General features: G+C 44.1%; 14 protein-coding genes. 6 read left to right on the top strand and 8 right to left on the bottom strand.

What is annotated here, in order from left to right:
* Positions 1–9: 9 nt before the first annotated feature.
* The 5 genes from LX73_RS08620 to priA form a co-directional block, all read right to left on the bottom strand.
* Positions 10–789, bottom strand: a complete 780-nt coding sequence (locus tag LX73_RS08620; RefSeq protein WP_148899062.1) for a pseudouridine synthase — start codon at positions 787–789, stop codon at positions 10–12.
* Between the two features lie 4 nt (positions 790–793).
* Entirely contained in the window at positions 794–1,606 is an 813-nt protein-coding gene (gene scpB, locus LX73_RS08615; RefSeq protein ID WP_148899061.1) for an SMC-Scp complex subunit ScpB, read from the bottom strand.
* Between the two features lie 58 nt (positions 1,607–1,664).
* Positions 1,665–2,618, bottom strand: coding sequence for a M14 family metallopeptidase (locus LX73_RS08610; protein WP_148899060.1), 954 nt, complete (start codon positions 2,616–2,618; stop codon positions 1,665–1,667).
* The gene (locus LX73_RS08605; RefSeq protein WP_148899059.1) at positions 2,611–4,554 is read right to left on the bottom strand and encodes a CBS domain-containing protein; all 1,944 of its coding nucleotides are present in this window, start codon (positions 4,552–4,554) and stop codon (positions 2,611–2,613) included. Before LX73_RS08605 ends, LX73_RS08610 begins: the two co-directional genes overlap by 8 nt.
* Positions 4,555–4,682: 128 nt before the next feature.
* Complete coding sequence (priA, locus tag LX73_RS08600) at positions 4,683–7,118, bottom strand: replication restart helicase PriA (RefSeq protein WP_148899058.1); 2,436 nt, start codon at positions 7,116–7,118, stop codon at positions 4,683–4,685.
* Positions 7,119–7,377: 259 nt separating this feature from the next.
* On the opposite strand from priA, the gene LX73_RS08595 reads away from it, so the two are divergent.
* Both LX73_RS08595 and LX73_RS08590 read left to right on the top strand, forming a co-directional pair.
* The gene (locus LX73_RS08595; RefSeq protein ID WP_148899057.1) at positions 7,378–10,596 is read left to right on the top strand and encodes a SusC/RagA family TonB-linked outer membrane protein; all 3,219 of its coding nucleotides are present in this window, start codon (positions 7,378–7,380) and stop codon (positions 10,594–10,596) included.
* Positions 10,597–10,607: 11 nt separating this feature from the next.
* A complete protein-coding gene (locus tag LX73_RS08590) occupies positions 10,608–12,056 on the top strand; it encodes a SusD/RagB family nutrient-binding outer membrane lipoprotein (protein ID WP_148899056.1) in 1,449 nt (482 codons plus the stop codon).
* A 74-nt stretch (positions 12,057–12,130) separates the two neighbouring features.
* Here LX73_RS08590 and LX73_RS08585 read toward each other — a convergent pair whose 3' ends face one another.
* Complete coding sequence (locus LX73_RS08585; protein WP_148899055.1) at positions 12,131–12,514, bottom strand: hypothetical protein; 384 nt, start codon at positions 12,512–12,514, stop codon at positions 12,131–12,133.
* Between the two features lie 87 nt (positions 12,515–12,601).
* Positions 12,602–14,146, bottom strand: a complete 1,545-nt coding sequence (locus LX73_RS08580; RefSeq protein ID WP_148899054.1) for a YifB family Mg chelatase-like AAA ATPase — start codon at positions 14,144–14,146, stop codon at positions 12,602–12,604.
* 122 nt (positions 14,147–14,268) lie between these two features.
* On the opposite strand from LX73_RS08580, the gene LX73_RS08575 reads away from it, so the two are divergent.
* Positions 14,269–14,673 (top strand): DUF4342 domain-containing protein, encoded by a 405-nt coding sequence (locus tag LX73_RS08575; protein ID WP_148899053.1) that lies wholly within the window; start codon positions 14,269–14,271, stop codon positions 14,671–14,673.
* Positions 14,674–14,722: 49 nt separating this feature from the next.
* Here LX73_RS08575 and trxB read toward each other — a convergent pair whose 3' ends face one another.
* A complete protein-coding gene (gene trxB / locus LX73_RS08570; RefSeq protein ID WP_148899052.1) occupies positions 14,723–15,691 on the bottom strand; it encodes a thioredoxin-disulfide reductase in 969 nt (322 codons plus the stop codon).
* A gap of 223 nt (positions 15,692–15,914) precedes the next feature.
* Between trxB and LX73_RS08565 the strand changes: the two genes are divergently transcribed.
* From LX73_RS08565 to LX73_RS08555, 3 genes are all read left to right on the top strand, one after another.
* A complete protein-coding gene (locus LX73_RS08565) occupies positions 15,915–17,039 on the top strand; it encodes a Re/Si-specific NAD(P)(+) transhydrogenase subunit alpha (protein WP_148899051.1) in 1,125 nt (374 codons plus the stop codon).
* A gap of 109 nt (positions 17,040–17,148) precedes the next feature.
* Complete coding sequence (locus tag LX73_RS08560) at positions 17,149–17,442, top strand: NAD(P) transhydrogenase subunit alpha part 2 (protein WP_148899050.1); 294 nt, start codon at positions 17,149–17,151, stop codon at positions 17,440–17,442.
* Positions 17,435–18,859: an NAD(P)(+) transhydrogenase (Re/Si-specific) subunit beta gene (locus LX73_RS08555; protein ID WP_148899049.1), complete on the top strand. Its 1,425-nt coding sequence runs from the start codon at positions 17,435–17,437 to the stop codon at positions 18,857–18,859. The genes LX73_RS08560 and LX73_RS08555 overlap by 8 nt, the downstream gene beginning before the upstream one ends.
* Positions 18,860–19,057 lie beyond the last annotated feature (198 nt).

The raw sequence follows: 19,057 nt of genomic DNA, 5'->3' as shown, positions 1-19,057 counted from the left end.
CAAAAAGTATTATCCTTCAAAGTTCAATGCATTTAGTTTTACCATTTTTCGCAGTGCGTTTATTTCTCCTTTTTTGAGATAACGCCAACGTCCCATTTTTACCCCCTCGAGCGTCAAACCGGCATAATCAATACGTTTTAACTTTGTTACCGAAGATCCGAAATACTCAACCATTCGCCGCACCAGCCGATTACGACCTTCAAAGATGGAGAGCACAAACCCATTGGGGGTGGCTTGCAATGATTGTGCCTTTACAGGACCATCTTCAAGCTCAATACCCCTTGCCAACTGATCAAGCTCATCTCCCTTTAAACCAGGTTCAGATTCCACTTCATATGTCTTGCGCACCTCGTAGCTGGGATGCATGAGCCGGTTGGCCAGATCTCCGTCGTTCGTTAACAGCAAGAGTCCCATGGTGTGCCGATCGAGGCGTCCCACTGGATAAACTCGCTTATCAGTCGCCTCTTCTATCTTATCCATCACCGTGTCGCGCCCGCGGGGATCGTCAGTGGTAGTAATAGTATCTTTAGGCTTATTAAGCAGGATATAAACGAAATTTTCCAAGTTTAGTGCCTGCCCTTCTACCACAACCTTATCCGACCGTTTGACTTTAACTCCCATTTGGGTGACGACCTCTCCATTAACTTCCACTTTTCCGGCAGCAATATAGTCGTCCGCATCACGACGTGAACAAAATCCACAGTGGGCAATATATTTATTCAGGCGGATGTCTTCTTCTTTGCTGTAATTCTGATCAATCGCGTGCGATGGCTCTTGTCTATTACTCATATAATTATTCTTCTTCAGTACTGTTTGTATCAGATTGTGATTCTTCCTGTTCTTCTTGGTCTTCATCAAGTAGCAGCTCTTCGGCGGTATATTCCTCCAAATCCGGCACCTCTTCCTCATCCATATCTTCAACGGCTTCAATCAATGAAAGCGCCGTCTCGGCCGTATCCTCATCATCCACTTTTTCTTGCAAATCCTTAAGTTCGAGCTGACGATCAAACAGGAACTGCCGGTGTTCGGCCATGTCATCATCTCTGAGAATTTCTTCAATTTCGCGAGGTTTGGGCAACTCGTCAATAGAATTAATGCCAAAGTGTTTTAAAAAGTGTTGGGTAGTCTCATATAACAGAGGCTTTCCGGGTGCATCCAGGCGGCCGGATACTTCAACTAACACCTTTTCAAGCAGCTGGCGCAGAATATATCCTGAATCTACACCACGAATATCATCCACCTCAGGCTTGGTCACCGGCTGCTTATAGGCTACAATTGCAAGTGTTTCAATAGCCGACTGTGATAGCTTTCGATAGGCATTTTCGTGCTGAAATATACTAAGCCAGGGATCAAAGCGCTTGCGCGTAGAGAAGGTATATCCCCCGCCTACATTTGCTATCCGAAAAGCCAAACCGTTTTCTTCATAGCGTTGATTCAGCTTTTCAACAAAAGGAGCAATAGCGTCAGTCTCCAAACCGAGATTCTCTTCACCTTTAGCAATGACTTCACAAATTTTTTGCTCTGATATCGGTTCTGGGCTGGCAAAGATAAGCGACTCAATAACCGATGAAAGCCGCGTACCATCAACAAATTGATAATCTTCCATAACCAACTGCCTTTGCTATTTTTATTTGGAATCTACACCCCAAAGATAATAAAAAATGTTACCCCTCGTGCTCAATAATGATGAAAAAACCGTCATCGCCCTGATCCTGATAAAGGGGCATCAGGATATAGCCATCACAATCGGCAATAATTTTACCATCCTTGTCGCTAGCCAGCCACTCTCCTTTTTTGATATGCTGAAAATTCTTGTAGCCGGGCCGCATCCGAAACTCATCACCGGGCTCTATAATATGCTGATAAATAAGCTTAGTCTCTGTCGGTAAATATTTTGTGTGCGACTGTAGGTGCTTTTCATATTCCTTCAACTCATCAACATACTGCTCTTCAATACAGCCCACTGCCTGTAGCAACAACATTAGCGATGCCGTAGTATTATAGGCCGTCATATCGTTGGTATGCTGACCACCCTCCAGCCCAAATGATATAAATCCCTGCTTCTGATAATAGCCCAACGCCGTACCGCGAAGTGTTTTCTCAATCCCAAACACCATAGGTACATGCAGATTGGACAGCAGTTTTCGCTGCCGGGGGTCTGAGCTGGTGATAGTAAACATCCAGCCCTCAGCCGAAAAAGTATGAATATCAGCTAAAATAACGGGGCTCTCAGATTGGTTGTTGATATCATCCAAAACCGAAAGCAGCTGTTTAACCTCCCTGCGCTCGCTCGACTGCAGCTGTGATTCCGGTGTATTTCGAATGTCTTGCAGGATAGACGGGAACCAGATACGGTTCATATCCTCATCAATATATCGCACATTTTGTTCGAGTGCTTTAATATTGCCCCGCAGCGCCAACAGTTGCCCGCGGATGGGCGATTCAACATCTTTGAGTGTATCTAATACACTGGAGATAGCCCGCACTCCCGCCGGCTCATTGCCATGCACGCCCCCCAGCACAATTACAGTTGGGCCGGGCTGAAGTCCTTCTATAGATCCAATAATCCGTTCCTCTGAAACGTCAGATTTGCTATCTTTTGCTAAAGCTTCATTCATCAGATGTATCGTTCGCATGTAATTGTTTAAGTAGCCGTGCTACTGTTGTCATGTAATTTTGCTCGGTAATAATTCCAACTAATCTGTTATTTTTTACTACCGGCAAGCATCCAATTTGTTGGCTATCCATTATTTCCATCGCCTCCATAATCGATGCCTCGGGATGTACAGTAATCGGGTTCTTGATCATAAAATCTTCGACCGACTGCACGACCTCTTCATCATGGTTAACGGCATTGCTGTATTCATTAAAAAGCATTCGCATGGTAACAAGCCCCACCAAGTGCTTTTTATCATTCTCTACCGGCACATACCGTATGCTGCGCCAGTCAATCAGATTTGCTACAAATTCTAAAATATCATCTTTTTGTACTGTAAACAGGTCAGTTGTCATAAACTCTTCCACAATCAGGCTCGAAGGCTTCCAATGCTCCAAGTCTTCCATACGTGCTCGTCCCCATTTATGCACCGGCTCTCCTTTTTTCTGATTTTTGATCATGGCCGTAGTAATAGCTGCCAGCGTCTGTTCTTTGGAATCATGCTCTTTCATCAGTGAGGCATAATTATTAAGCATCCAATAAGAAGGAGTCTGACCCGCGGTAACCCGCTCCTCAATAATTTCGAGATATTCCGTAATATCCTGATCAATAATATCTGCCTTTTCAAGTCCTTCACGTGCAATAGGCAGCAGCTCCTCCGTAATTAAATCAACAGCATTGACACGCTTATCACCAAACCAACGAAACTTGGTATCCAACCCCAGCTTAGAGGCAGCCACAAAGTTCATACGCGCATCATCAAAGTCCATTTTCTCGGATACATTCGGATAATACTCCTCCATCTGATTCATGAGCCCCAGCCAAAAAGCGGAGTTCGCCATTTCATCAGTGACCGTGGGACCAGACGGAAATACACGATTTTCTATCCGCAGATGTGCCTTCCCGTCGATGACACCGTAACAGGGTCGATTCCATCGATACACCGTTCCGTTATGAACCTGCAGAGCTTTAAGAGCCGGTGGCGTGCCTTCATCCAACAACTTTCCCACATCTTCAGTTACCTCAGAACTCAGCATCACGCGGTAACGTGCAGTATCTTCTTGGAATATTTCGAGGATACTTTCATCCACCCATTTATTACCAAATGTTACCCGTGGACTGCTTTCACGCAGGTGATCACCCACAGTACGTGTATCGACAGATTGTTGAAAAAGTGCAATACGTGTTTCATTCCAAAGCCGTTTGCCAAACAAGATGGGTGAACCGACTGTACATGCCAATACAGGAGCCGTTATCAACTGAGCAATATTATACTTGGGCACAAACTCATCGGGACCAACCTGCAAGTGCACCTGGAAACCAGTATTACAAGCCTCAAGAAGGGGAGAATCAAACTTCATCAGCAGTTCGTCCATTCCCTGGATGCGGAGATCGAAATTTTCGCTGCGCAGCTTGTTGATCGCTTCGCATAGCGCACGATACCGTTGCAATGGAGTCAAGTTCTTTAAATCCACATCCATCTTTCTAATTGTTGGCAGAATGCCTGTCAACAATAGCTCTCCACCCATTTCTTCCGTTACAGAACGCACTTCATCAATATGGCCCTGCAAATTTTCTTCCATCTGCGATAAGCAATCACCGGTAAATTCGAGCGGACTAAGATTAATCTCCAAATTAAATTTAGCAAACTCCGTAGTATATGGGCTATTATCACCGTCCTGCAGCTGATCCAAAATTTCCATTGCCTTGGGCCAAGCTTTGGCATGCTGATCGACCAAGCAAAGTTCCTGCTCGGCTCCAATACGGATAGGGTCTGTCTCGAACCAATCATCCTCTTCCAACATACGATCCATCGCCCGCAGGTCTTTCAGCACATACTTCATAAACTGCTGAACTTCCTCCTGGCTGTCGGCTAATTTTACCCTTGCTTCACCCATAAATGAAAATTTGGTTAACCATAGCTGTTAATGGTTACAATAATCGAATTTATTGTACGGAATGCAAGTTTCAGCTACGATATTCAGTAGTGGGGATTACCTATTTTTTAATATATACGAGGTACACATTATTCCAGCGCATCTACATTTACATTAATTCGAACAGAACTCCCCCCTTGGGGTTTATGCTCGTCATAATCATCAAACACGTCATCAATAAGCTTCTCAATGGCACCGGCTCCGTTCCCGGGTTTTATTTTGATAAATGTCTCCCATCGATAATAATTCTGCATTTTTCCAATAGCAGCAGGCGATGGACCCAGTACCGGACCGGATTGCCCTAATACTTTGATGAGGCTTTCGGTAAATACCTGTGCTACCTGTTGTACCCTGCGTTCTTTTTTCCCTTTAAAGATAAAACGGATAATGCGCGAAAAAGGCGGGTACTGAAGTTGTTTTCGCTGGTCAAGTTCTTGTTCCGCAAAAGCTTCATAATCATGCTTTTGGGCCTTTTGTATTGCCGGGTGATCGGGCTGCCATGTTTGAAAAAACACTTTACCTTCTTTTTCAGCCCGGCCCGAACGTCCTGCTACCTGGCTCAACAACTGATACATACGCTCCCCCGACCGAAAAGATGGGAAGGCCAGCTCCGTATCGGCATCAATAACCCCCACCACCGTCACATCCGGGAAATCAAGCCCTTTACCCACGATCTGTGTACCTACTAAAATATCTGCCTCTTTGCGCCCAAAGGCATTGAGAATATTGGCATGTGCGTTTTTACCTGATGTTGTATCAAAGTCCATGCGCAGCGTTTCGGCATGCGGAAACAATTCTGTTATTTGCTCTTCAAGCTGCTGTGTGCCGCTGCCTTGAGCCGTAACCACTTCATGTCCACATTCACTGCACTGTCTGGGCTGCCGCTGCGAATATCCACAGTAATGACAACGCAGCTGTTTTTTTGATTTGTGAAATGTCAGACTTACCGAACAATTGGGACATCCCGGTATTTCACCACAATGTTGGCACTGCAGATAAGAAGAAAAGCCACGACGATTGTATAAAAATATCGCCTGCTCATCTTCTGCAAGTGCTTCTTTTGTTGCCTGATAAAGAGGTACAGCAATAGGACCCCGCATCGCTGAACGGTACTGCTTTAGATCCAGCACCTGTACCTCTGGCATGGTAGAATCCAAAGGTCGTTCGGCAAGTGTAAGCAGTTTGCTTTTTCCAGTTCGGCTCCCCTGCAATGATACCATGCTCGGCGTCGCCGAGCCCATTACAACTGTTGCATCGTTAATATGAGCACGCATAATAGCCACATCCCGACCGTGATATCGCGGTGCCGGGTCTTCTTGCTTATAAGAAGCATCGTGCTCTTCATCGATTATAATGATTCCTAAATTTGGGACAGGAGCAAATACCGCTGAGCGTGCCCCAATAGCTATACTCTTTTCTCCCTGCTGCAATGACCGCCACGCATCATAACGCTCTCGGTTTGTCAGACGACTGTGCAACACGGCAATTTCATCCCCAAAAATTTGATAAAATCGCTCTACAATCTGTGGTGTTAAACTTATTTCGGGCACCAGCACAAGTCCACCCTTTCCCTGTTCCAGTGCCCGTTTTAAAGCATGGATATATACTTCAGTTTTTCCGCTGCCGGTAACTCCGTAAAGCAGAAAGCTGCCAAATTCACCTTTATCCAATACTGATGTAATTTGGGTAAAGGCCTGCTGTTGCTCCTCATTAAGAGTATGCAGCTGATCGGGGCTATACTCATACCGAATGCTTAGATTGTTACGTTCTACCTCTTCAAAAGTAATTAAGTTTTCTTCAGAAATCCGCTGCAAAGTATAGTACTCCAACAAGCTGTGGGATGTCAGGTCTTTTTGGAACTCCGGCAATTCCGTTTCTGTAAGTACCTCCAGGGCTTGTACCCATTTATAAAAGTTGTCGTTTTCTTTGTATTGCGATACAAGATCACGCGCTTCTTCAACTGATGATAGGTCGGTCCACATCCATAGCTTTTCTGTCTTCGGAGCCGTCTTTTGAATGGGCTTTTCCCATATTCCTAACACTTTTTGCCGAACCAACTGATCGATAATGCCATCTCCCCATCGCTTTTCGGCCTCTTTTAATGGATAGGATTCTTTTTCTTTAATCTGCCTGACAATCTCCACCTGCTTCTCATTGAGATGAGCGGGTAATTGTTCCATCCCAACCTCAAGATGTTCTTCGGATGAAAAATTAAGTCCATGCGGCAGGGCAGCCTGTATTACCTCTCCCCATCCGCAGTAATAAAAGCGATGCATCCATTTTGTCAGTTGTAGAATCTCATCAGATACAATGGATTCTTCATCCAAAACTTGCTCAACAGGACGAGTATTGAAGTCCGGCTTTTCATGATGAATATTTACAACCATCCCCACCGCTTTGTGTTTTTGTAAGGGTACCCAAACGCGTTTACCTACCCCTGCCTGTTCCTGAAGTTCTTGAGGCAGTTTATAGGTAAACGGCTGGCGTACAGCTGTGGGGAAAGCAATGTCGGCAAATGTAGGCAAAACTGAAATCATTTATCTAGTTAGAAAAGCATCCGTCACTGTCATAAGTGGTCATAATAAAAAATTAAACAGCAAGATCAGACCCCCATTTTACACTGCCTGAATAAACCATGAGAACAACAATTATTGATTCTTATTAAGATTTTATTCTTTACGGAATTATATATATATATACAGGCGTTAACGTTTTCCTAACAAAAGGATCAAATTTTAATAACTAATCATAATCTAACTAATCATAAAATAAATAATCAGAGCTATGGTGAAGAAAATACTATCTCTATTTACGTTCTGCCTGATATTTTCCGCAAGCGCATTTGCGCAGACGGGAACTATTACAGGTACAGTAACCGACCAAAGTTCGGGTGAGACGCTACCCAGTGTCAATATTTTTATCGTTGATACACAGCAGGGTACTGCAACAAACCCCGACGGCGAATACACCATCAAAGGGGTCGAATATGGTACATATACTATTCGAGCCAGTTTCGTTGGTTATAAAACAGTCGAACAAAAAGTTACAGTTGATCAATCAACTGTTAATCTCGACTTTTCTCTTTCTGCCTCTACACAAGAACTTGAAGATGTTGTGGTGACGGCATACGGAGTTGAAAAAGAAGTTAATGACCTTCCGTATTCAGCACAGAGCGTTGATACGGAACAAATTAGCGAAACCGGAAGTGATGATTTCATCAGTGCACTCAGTGGACGCGTTTCCGGCCTGAAGGTCCAATCTGCCAGCGGAATGGGCGGTTCTACGGATATTGTACTGCGTGGTTATAATTCACTAACCGGTAACAACCAAGTATTATTTGTTGTTGACGGTGTGCCTTATGCCAATAATAGGTTTAACTCTGAAGCTACCGAAGAAGGGTCTGCTGGATATGATTACGGCAGTACCGGTGTTGACATTAATCCCGATAATATTGCATCTATGAACGTCCTTAAAGGTCCTGCAGCTGCAGCTCTTTATGGATCACGTGCTTCTAACGGTGCTATTGTTATTGAAACCAAAAAGGGTACCCCTGGACAAAAGGATGTTGAAGTTCAGTTCAAGTCCAGTGTCGGGGTAAACATGATGAACTCAAACACCTTCCCCACCTACCAAAAAGAATACGGTGCAGGCTATGTACCTTCTTTCTTCTCTGAAGATATCAATGGAGATGGTAATCCAGATGAGGTTGCTCGATACACTGCAGATGCTTCATTTGGACCTGCCTTTGACTCTAACCGCATGGTATATCAGTGGGAGTCACTCTATTCTGACAACCCTCAGCCAGAACCTTGGACCGCAGCTGAAAATATGCCATCTGAATTTTTCGAAACCGGGACAAATGTTCAAAATAGCATTTCTATAAACGGTGGTATTTCGGATGGTGGTTACTATAATATTGGTTATAGCCAAAGTAACATTCGCGGAATGTTACCAAACAGCGAGCTTGATAAATACAAGCTTAATTTCAAAGGAGGGTACCAAGTAAGTGATAAAGTTACGGTAAGCGCCTCCATCAATTATTCTAAAACCAGTGGTCAGGGACGACCAGAACGTGGATACAGTACCATCATGTCTGAGTTTCGCCAGTGGTGGCAAACAAACGTTGATATAGAAAAACAACGGCAATCTTATTTCCGCAATAGAAAGAATAACACATGGAACTTGACCTCAGATAAAGCCGGTGCTTTTTACTGGAATAACCCATACTTCGAACAGTATGAAAATTACGCCAGTGATGAGCGGGACCGTTATGTTGGTAGTGCTGAAGTGAAGTACGAAGTAGTCGATTGGTTAAGTTTTACCGGTCGTGTTGCACTTGACAGCTACAACCAGCTTATCGAGGAACGGCAAAATGTTAACAGCGTTGGAGTATCTTCTTATTTCCGACAAACGGAATCATTCTCGGAATATAATTTTGATCTTTTGGCAAACTTCAACAAACGCCTTAATGAGTCTGTGGCCATTGATGGTGTTGTAGGAGCCAATATTAGACGTTCTTACACAGAAGGTATCTCAGCCAGTACTACCGGCGGACTTTTAGTTCCCGGACTTTACTCGCTGGATAATTCTGCTAGCTCCATTCAATATCCTGGCGAAACAGATCGCAAGTTGGGTGTGAACGGATATTTTGCTCAGCTGAATGTTAACTATAATGACTATTTGAACCTCTCATTAACAGGGAGAAGAGATAAATCTTCTAGCCTGCCTGATGGAGAGAATGTTTATTATTACCCATCAGCTTCACTTGGTTTTACATTCAGTGAGTTCCTTAACAATGATCTTTTAAGCTTCGGTAAAATTCGAGGAAGTTGGTCTGAAGTTGGGAACACAGCACCTGCATTTAGTCTTCAAGATACCTATCAACGCCCAAGCAACTTTGGTTCAGCAGGACGTTACACCTTACCTTCAACCAAAAATAATCCAGACCTAAAGCCCGAACGAACAAAGAGTTGGGAGGTTGGATTACAGTTAGGGTTTATTCAGGACCGTATTTTCATAGATGCCAGCTACTATGATGAAAATACAATCGATCAAATTCTTCCTGTAAACGTATCTGCTGCTTCCGGTTATACCTCACAATTTGTTAATGCCGGAAACGTCGAAAACCGTGGCGTAGAAGTGAGCTTTACAGGTATTCCCGTTCAGTCACGTAATCTCCGATGGAGTATTACGGCAAACTGGAGTAAAAATGTGAATACCGTTAAAGCACTTGCTCCAAATGTTAACTATTATGAACTTGCTTCACCACAAGGTGGTGTTAGTATTGGAGCTCTTGAAGGTGGTCCATATGGTGCCATTCGTGGATCAGATTTCATAAATGTTGACGGTAATCCCGTAAATCAAGACGGCGGCGAACCTGTTGTGGGGCCCGGCGGTTATTACCAAAGCACCACTACTTCCAATAACGTTATTGGGAATATGAATCCTGACTGGCGTGGTAGTATTTCAAATACAGTGAACGTTCAGAATTGGACCTTAGACGTACTAGTAGATGTGCGTTGGGGCGGAGACATCTTTTCGCTTGACCAATGGTACGGACAAGGTACTGGGCTCTATCCTGTAACAGCCGGATTAAATGACAAGGGAAATCCCAAACGAGATCCGGTTGCTCAGGGCGGTGGCGCTCGATTAGACGGTGTGCAAGCAGACGGTAGTAAGAATGATGTTTATGCTCCGGTTAATTATGCTGGACCATACGGCTACTTCAGTAATCCAAGTGCAGCTTATATTTATGACGGTAGCTATGTGAAACTGCGTGAAGTGGGCATTACCTACAATCTGCCGCAAAGCTTGATAAATAAATCAGGCGTACTTACCTCTGCTTCTATTTCGGCCAAGGGTAGAAACTTGTGGATTATTCACAAAAATATTCCCCATGCCGATCCCGAGCAGAACCTTGCCGGAAGTAACGTTCAAGGATACCAGGGAGGGAACTTACCTTCTGCCCGAAACGTCACTCTCAATCTGAAATTGAACTTTTAGGATAGACCACTATGAAAAAACTAATAATTTCACTACTCGCACTAGCTTTTCTGCTAGGTTCATGCGATTTAACAGAACTGAATAAAAATGAGAAGGATCCCTCGGATGTTCCCGGGGAACCCTTGTTTTCTAATGCACAAGTGAATATGGGTACATTCCTGCATAACACGAATGTGAATGTAAACATATTCAAACTGATATCTCAGCAGTGGACAACCACAACCTATACTGCAGAACCAAGATACGAAATCGATACACGAGCAATTCCGGATAATGTCTGGATTACACTCTATCGAGATGTATTAGTTGATCTGCAGGAATCCAAAGCGAAAATTAAAAATGATGAATTCATCCCAGCTGGCGAAAAGAAGAATAAAATAGCCACCATCGAGGTGATGAATGTTCTAGCCTATTCAACATTGGCTAAAATATTCGGGGATGTGCCTTATGGTAAGGAAGCGCTGGATCCAAAAAATACTCAGCCATCATACACCGATGACGCAGAAATATATGAGAATCTGATGAGTCGGTTGAATACCGCTATCGGTAATTTTGATACCAACGCTGCCAGCTTTGGAAGTGCTGATGTATTTTATAATGGTGATGTTGACAAATGGGTTAAATTTGCCAACTCGCTTAAAATGCGATTAGCCATTACAATGGCAGACGCCAAGCCCAGCATGGCACAAAAGGCTATTCAAAACGCTGCGCCGAATGCCTTTACTTCCAATGCAGATAATGCACTTATTCCATTTCAGTCATCTCCTCCAACTACGAACCCGGTTTGGGAAGCACTAGTACAAAGTGGACGTGATGATTATCTGCCCGCCAACACGATGGTGGATAAAATGAACAATCTCAATGATCCGCGTCGTCCGATATTCATAACTAAGGTTGACACTACGGATGACAATATCGACAACCCAGAATTCGTGGGGGCTCCTTACGGAGAACAAAATGATTATCCTGCTTTTTCTCACTTTTCGTCTGAGATAGAGCGGCGTGATCGACCCGGGATGATTCTGAGCTACAGCGAAGTTGAATTTATTTTGGCCGAAGCTGTAGAACGCGGTTATAGCGTTAGTGGTACAGCACAATCCCATTACAATGAGGCGATCAGAGCCGATATGGAATTCTGGGGCGTCAGCAATTCAGATATAAACACCTATCTGGCGCAAACCAGTGTAGATTATTCTACGGCTCCGGGTACCTGGAAAGAAAAAATTGGTACCCAGAAATGGCTGGGAAGTTTTCTGCAGGGGATTCAAGGTTGGACAGTAGCAAGACGGCTGGACTACCCCAAGCTTGTACTTCCACCAAATGCACAAGCTTCGGCTGTACCTACTCGGTTTACTTATCCAGCTGATGAGCAGAACTTTAATGAGCAGAACTACAATAGTGCTGCTTCTGCAATAGGTGGAGATGAATTAACCACTAAGCTTTTCTGGGATCAAAACTAAGCTTGATGATCTCAATAAAATTAAAAGCCCCCGAATTTCGGGGGCTTTTTTATTTTATTAAATAAACTATAACACTATTTTCCCTTTTCTGTACGGATCTCTATTACCCCATATGCTCCCTGGTTACCATACATACTTGGTGTCGATAGTACACGTACAGATGTTATTGTTTGATTTAACAATGCGGTGTGTACATCGTAAAAATCACGACCCCATCGCTTACCATCCACAACAAAAAGCGGCTGTTTCCCCCTGTTCTTAACGGATTTTTCACCACGTAAGCGAACACGTGTATTTTCGTCATATCCTTCAAGAGAAACCCCGCCCGATCGTTCTAAATGTTGACGGAGTGTTAAATCCTTGCTTCCTTTTTTTTGCATATCGCCACTCGACGAACAACTAAAAACAAATAAGGAAGCAAATAAAATAATTGGGAATACAGTCTTTAAATATCTCATCTTGGTATATCTAATTAGAATTTATGTCATTTCATTATACTAATATTTTTTTAGGGAGAAAATATGCTCCCTTCACAAATATAATTACTACCCCAACCACCCTTCACGATCCAGACTGCGGTATTGAATAGCCTCTGCAATATGATTGGATCGAATTTCTTCGCTGTCCTCAAGATCGGCGATAGTACGCGATACTTTTAGAATTCGATCATAGGCACGTGCCGAAAGTCCCAATGAAGTAATAGCTTTTTTGAGCATTTGGGCACTGGTCTCATCGAGAGTGCAAATCTTTCGAGACATTTTAGTATTCATTTGTGCATTGCAATACACGCCTTCTATTCCTTCAAATCGCTGTGTCTGCAAGTCCCGTGCTTCTACCACACGCTGGCGAATGGTTGCCGAAGATTCTCCTTTTGATTTGCTAGACAGTTCATCATAACTCACTTTCTGTACTTCAATATGCAGGTCAATACGATCGAGCATAGGACCACTTATCTTACTGAGGTACCGTTGCATTTGCGAAGGTGATGCCCCGCCCGGGTCTGCCGGATCGTACCAGTCACCCGTGGGAGAAGGATTCATCGACGCCACGAGCATTATACGGCTTGGATAACTCACGCTCATGCGCGCACGAGAAATACTAACAGAACCGTCCTCCAGCGGTTGGCGCATTACTTCGAGGGCGCTGCGTTTAAATTCAGGTAGCTCATCTAAAAAGAGTACTCCATTATGTGCCATAGAAATTTCGCCGGGCATTGGAATACTACCACCTCCAACCAAGGCAACATCCGAAACTGTATGGTGAGGAGACCGGAAGGGGCGGTCTGTTACCAGGGCTTTACCACCAGGTAGCAAACCCGAAACAGAATGAATTTTCGTAGTCTCCAATGCCTCATCAAGCGTTAGTGGTGGTAAAATATCAGGCAGGCGTCGAGCTATCATTGTCTTGCCCGACCCCGGCGGACCTACCATAATGACATTATGTCCTCCGGCCGCCGCTACTTCGATTGCGCGTTTTACATTTTCTTGTCCGCGCACGTCACTAAAGTCTAACACCTTACCCTCTCCGTTCTGACGAAACATTTCTTTTACATCTACATCGAGCCGCTCGTGACTATCTTCATCACGCAGCCATTCCATCACTTCGGTTAAGTGCTCAAACGAATACACATCAATACCTTCAACGACCGCTGCTTCGGGGCCATTTTCGGAAGGCACTACCATATTTTTTAATCCTTTGTCGCGTGCCTGCACAGCCATGGGCAGCACACCCTTAACAGCACGCAACTTTCCATCCAGTGCCAACTCTCCCAAGATGAGCGTATCCTCAAGCTTATCTGTCTTTATTTGTCCCGATACGTTTAGCAACGTTACGGCAATGGGCAGATCAAAGGCACTACCCTCTTTAGGAAGATCAGCCGGCGCTAAGTTTACGGTGATGCGTCCGTCCGGGAACTCAGCACCGGAGTTTTTAAGAGCAGCATCAATCCGGTCACTGGATTCACTGACGGCCCGATCAGGCAATCCCACTAAAAAGTATTTGGGCATACCGCCGCCCGATCTGTTAACTTCAACTTCAATGAGTCTGGCATCAACGCCAATGGTAGAAGCACAATAAACACGTGAAAGCATAAATTCTTGATATGAATCTTTAACTGTTCTTTTACGTAGTAAGACCCTGTAGCGACTCATTCCTTACAAAAGGAATTAAATTGATTGCGAAAAACAGCTTTTTAACAGATCAAAGTAATATTATGGAATCTTCAAACAGCCGGAAAACATTTAGCCAAGAACTGCAAGGCACAATAACAGAAATCATCAGCCAGGTTAAGAGACTGATTAAAGAAGGAAATGCGCGCCGCGTCATCATCGAAGACAAAAACGGGAAAGTGCTTTTTCAAACCCAGCTGACAATTGGCGTAGGCGGGGCTGCAGTATTAACCACCATTGCGCCCGTAGTTTCGGCCATAAGCATGTTCGCTCTATTTATGAATGATGTGAAAATTATCGTTGAGCGATACGAGAATGGCGATGAATACGAGGTGGAAGCTGACTTTATTGAAATCCGTGACGAGGATGAGGAAAATGATACGTCTTCTGCAGCACAAGAAGATGATGAAGAAATAAATAAAACAATAGGAAAAGATAGTGAGGAGTAATAAGTAACGAGTAGAACTATCTCACTCGTTACTCATCACTCATTAAAGCTTATTCTGCCAACGCTTTTTCTTTTACTTCTTGTTCGGCTAAAAATCCTTCGGCGTCAAGTGCCGCGCGGCATCCCGTACCCGCTGCGGTAACAGCTTGGCGATATACCGGATCCATCGCATCACCGCACGCAAAAATGCCGGGCATATCCGTTTCTGTTGACTGTCCCTTTGTCTGGATGTAACCTACATCATCCATTTCGAGAACGCCCTTAAACAAATCAGTATTAGGTTTATGTCCAATGGCAATAAAAACGCCTGTCACATCCTCCAGGGTAGTAATTTCTTGCGTTTCGTTATTGATTACTTTAACACCGTCCACTGCTTCATCACCAAGAACTTCTTCGAGCTCAGTATCCCACATAAACTCAATCTTTTCATCGTTAAATGCACGCTGTTGCATTGTCTTGGATGCTCGAAGCTCCTGCCGACGATGCAAGATGGTAACTTTGCTGGCAAACTTAGTTAGAAATGTAGCTTCTTCCATCGCGGTATCACCGCCGCCAACGACAATTACATGTTCGTCACGGAAAAAGGCGCCATCACAGGTTGCACATGCTGATACACCCTGGCCACGCAAACGTTGTTCACTTTCAAGCCCCAGCCATTTGGCAGATGCACCTGTAGAAACAATAAGTGAGTTTGCAAAAAGTGTGGTTTCCTCGTCCACTTCCAGCTTATAAGGACGATCCTCGAAATCAACATCTGTGACCATACCGTAGCGGCAATCGGCACCAAATCGCTCGGCCTGTTCGCGAAAGTCCTGCATCATTTGGGGCCCCATTACACCTTCGGGATACCCGGGATAATTTTCTACATCAGTAGTTTGCATGAGCTGCCCGCCGGGTTCGGGTCCTTCAAAAACAAGAGGATCTAAATCAGCACGTGAAGCATATAGTGCGGCCGTCAAACCTGCGGGACCGCTTCCTACAATAACGACATCAAATGTTTTTCCAGCAATATCTTCCATCAGTACAAAAAAGTTTTTTAAGATTGTTCGATCTAAAAGTACAAAAATTAGTTCAAAGGATAGAGTCGAAATTTTCTATTGGATTGATAGAATAAGACAATTCACCTATGATTACTTAAACTTTAGACGTACTGGAAACCTTATATCTTACATCATTTTCCGTTTGTAATATTCCAACTTTTCAATAAGTTACGATCCAATTTAAAACAGGCGGAAACCAATTGTGATTGTAGCTATCCCCAAAGAAACGGCCGAGCGCGAAAAACGAGTAGCCCTGATTCCCGAAACTATTGCTAATCTTGTCGAGAAGGGATTAGAAGTACGGGTTGAATCGGATGCCGGTCGTGCTGCTAACTACCTGGATGAGACCTATCAAGAGGCAGGAGCTGAAATTGTAAAAGACCGAAACAAACTTTTTAAAGAAGCAGACATTCTTATTAGCATTCAAACACCGCCCAAAGAAGATCTTGAACAGATGAAAGCGGAAAGTATTTTAATCTGCTTTTTATGGGCACTGCAAAACGAGGAAACCGTTACTCTTCTCAAAAAAGAAAATATCACCGCCTTGGGAATGGATGCCATCCCCCGCATTTCACGTGCTCAAAATATGGATGCGCTATCGTCGATGAGCTCTATTGCAGGATATAAAGCAGCCCTTATTGGCGCCAATGAACTGGATCGTTACTTGCCCATGATGATGACTGCTGCCGGTACTATTGCTCCTGCTAAAGTACTTGTATTGGGAGCCGGCGTAGCGGGGCTTCAAGCTATCGCCACCAACAAAAGACTAGGGGCTGTCGTCGAAGCTTTTGATATTCGTCCTGCTGTAAAAGAACAAGTTGAAAGCCTTGGAGCGACCTTTATAGAAGTACCTGATCTTGATGATGAATCAGAAACTGAAGGTGGATATGCCAAAGAGCTGGCCGAGGATGAACAAGAACGGCAGCGACAAATAATTCATGAACACGCTAAAAAATCGGACATTATTATTACTACGGCACTCATTCCCGGAAAGCCGGCTCCGCTCTTGGTAACGAAAGAAATGGTGAAAGATATGCATGCCGGTGCTGCTATTGTTGACCTGGCAGCCGAGCAAGGCGGTAATTGTGAAGTTACCAAACCGGGAGAAACTACGGTTACTGATGAAGTAAAAGTTATTGGTCCATTAAATATACCCAGCATGTTGGCTTATCATGCCAGCCAAATGTATTCAAAAAATATGCTGGCATTACTCAATCATCTGCTTGATGAAGACGGTACCCCGGAATTTGATTTTGATGATGAGATCACCCTAAAAACAACAATAACGCATCAGGGCGACATTATTAGTCCAATACTGAAAGAATAGAACGCAGATTATGCTAATTTACACAGAAGAAGATTCAAATTAACATATAATTTTCCGTGGATATTTTCCTTAATCCGTTTTATCCGCGCTCCTTAAATAGTTGTTAATTATGTCCGGACTCATTTTTAATCTCTTTATTTTTGTGCTCGCCTCTTTTGTAGGCTTTGAACTTATTTCAAAGGTTCCACCGACATTGCACACGCCACTAATGTCCGGCGCTAATGCCATTTCGGGAATTACCATCATCGGAGCTGTTATTATTGCCGGACAAATCGATCAGCAAGTAGCTCAAATTATTGGTTTTGCTGCTATTGTCTTTGCCACTATCAACGTCGTGGGCGGATTTATGGTAACCGACCGCATGCTCGAAATGTTTAAGAAAAAAGAGGATAACGATGGGTAATTTCTTACCTCCGTCTATACAGTCGATACTGCCCAACATCATACAGCTTTGCTATCTTATAGCTACCGGGGTATTTATTTTTGGGATTAAGCGGCTCGGCTCTCCGGCCACCGCCCGGTCGGGCAATCAGCTGGCAGCGCTGGGGATGTTAATTGGCCTTGTTGTTACTCTCTTTGATCAACAAATAATGTCATTTGAATACATTATCGGTGGAATTGTGGTGGGATCGGCAATTGGTGTCTTTGCTGCCAAAAAGGTAGAAATGACGGCCATGCCCGAAATGGTGGCCATCTTTAACGGTTTTGGGGGTGGCGCTTCAGCGCTGGTGGCATGGGGTGAGTTTGTGCGCATCAGTGACCCTACCCTACTTGGTACACAAGATCTAATAACTATTGGACTCAGTATCCTCATCGGGTCCATAACCTTCACTGGTAGCTTTATTGCCTTTGGGAAGCTCAAAGGATTCATCAGCGGTAACCCCATTACCTTTCCGGGTCACAACATTTTTAATGCGCTATTGACGGTTGGCACACTCGTGCTAGTGGGGTTGCTAACGGTTAACCCAGCTAACCAGCTGGTGTTCTGGCTATTATTTGGCATTGCACTTCTACTCGGGATCCTCACCGTTATACCCATTGGCGGGGCCGATATGCCGGTAGTAATTTCCTTACTTAATTCCTATTCCGGCATTGCTGCTGCCATGGCCGGATTTGTAATCAATAACAACCTGCTGATTATCAGCGGTGCACTGGTTGGTGCTGCGGGACTCATCCTCACAAATATCATGTGTAAAGCGATGAATCGTACACTCACCAATGTGCTCTTTGGTGCATTCGGTGGCAGTGATAGTTCAGACTCTGGTCCTGCTTCCGATACTGACAAAACAGTGCGCGAAACGACCCCTGATGATGTAGCCCTACAGTGCACCTATGCTAACAAAGTCATTATCGTACCCGGCTATGGGCTGGCCGTTGCACAAGCACAACATGTACTCAAAGAAGTAGCAGATAAGCTAGAAGAGGAAGGTGTAGAAGTGAAATACGGTATCCATCCCGTCGCAGGACGCATGCCCGGACACATGAACGTACTGTTAGCCGAAGCAGATGTGCCTTACGACCAGTTATATGATAGGGAACAAATCAATCCCGAGTTTTCATCCACGGATGTGGTACTCATTATTGGTGCCAATGATGTGGTTAATCCCGTTGCCAAAACTGAGCCGGGCAGTCCTATTTACGGCATGCCTGTTATGAATGTAGATGACGCTGACCGAACAATTATTTTTAAGCGAAGCCTGAATCCCGGTTTTGCGGGTATTGACAATCCGCTTTTTTATGCTGAAAGCAACCAGATGTTCTTTGGCGATGCGAAAGACTCACTGCAAGCACTTTCCCAATCACTTAAGGATGTAAAATAGACGGCAAATCTACGCGGATATGTACCGATACAATCAGCCATAGCCCGATATCCGCTTAGATAAGATAAAAGCCTTTAGTTATCGATACGTAGCAACCCCATCCAACATATTATTAAATCTACCATCAACTTAAATGTTTTACCGTAGTAACAATCGATGGACATTGAACCCTGATAGCAAAAATCAAAAGTTTATTAA

The sequence above is a fragment of the Fodinibius salinus genome (assembly GCF_008124865.1).
Lineage (GTDB): Bacteria > Bacteroidota > Rhodothermia > Balneolales > Balneolaceae > Fodinibius > Fodinibius salinus.
Note: the sequence above shows the minus strand (reverse complement) of the source record. Positions and strands in the feature narration are given on the sequence as shown.

Excerpts from the sequence above, each read along its gene's own strand:
- LX73_RS08620 (WP_148899062.1), bottom strand. The coding sequence starts at position 789 with ATGAGTAATAGACAAGAGCCATCGCACGCGATTGATCAGAATTACAGC.
- scpB (WP_148899061.1), bottom strand. The coding sequence starts at position 1,606 with ATGGAAGATTATCAATTTGTTGATGGTACGCGGCTTTCATCGGTTATT.
- LX73_RS08610 (WP_148899060.1), bottom strand. The coding sequence starts at position 2,618 with ATGAATGAAGCTTTAGCAAAAGATAGCAAATCTGACGTTTCAGAGGAA.
- LX73_RS08605 (WP_148899059.1), bottom strand. The coding sequence starts at position 4,554 with ATGGGTGAAGCAAGGGTAAAATTAGCCGACAGCCAGGAGGAAGTTCAG.
- LX73_RS08595 (WP_148899057.1), top strand. The coding sequence starts at position 7,378 with ATGGTGAAGAAAATACTATCTCTATTTACGTTCTGCCTGATATTTTCC.
- LX73_RS08590 (WP_148899056.1), top strand. The coding sequence starts at position 10,608 with ATGAAAAAACTAATAATTTCACTACTCGCACTAGCTTTTCTGCTAGGT.
- LX73_RS08585 (WP_148899055.1), bottom strand. The coding sequence starts at position 12,514 with ATGAGATATTTAAAGACTGTATTCCCAATTATTTTATTTGCTTCCTTA.
- LX73_RS08580 (WP_148899054.1), bottom strand. The coding sequence starts at position 14,146 with ATGCTTTCACGTGTTTATTGTGCTTCTACCATTGGCGTTGATGCCAGA.
- LX73_RS08575 (WP_148899053.1), top strand. The coding sequence starts at position 14,269 with ATGGAATCTTCAAACAGCCGGAAAACATTTAGCCAAGAACTGCAAGGC.
- trxB (WP_148899052.1), bottom strand. The coding sequence starts at position 15,691 with ATGGAAGATATTGCTGGAAAAACATTTGATGTCGTTATTGTAGGAAGC.
- LX73_RS08560 (WP_148899050.1), top strand. The coding sequence starts at position 17,149 with ATGTCCGGACTCATTTTTAATCTCTTTATTTTTGTGCTCGCCTCTTTT.
- LX73_RS08555 (WP_148899049.1), top strand. The coding sequence starts at position 17,435 with ATGGGTAATTTCTTACCTCCGTCTATACAGTCGATACTGCCCAACATC.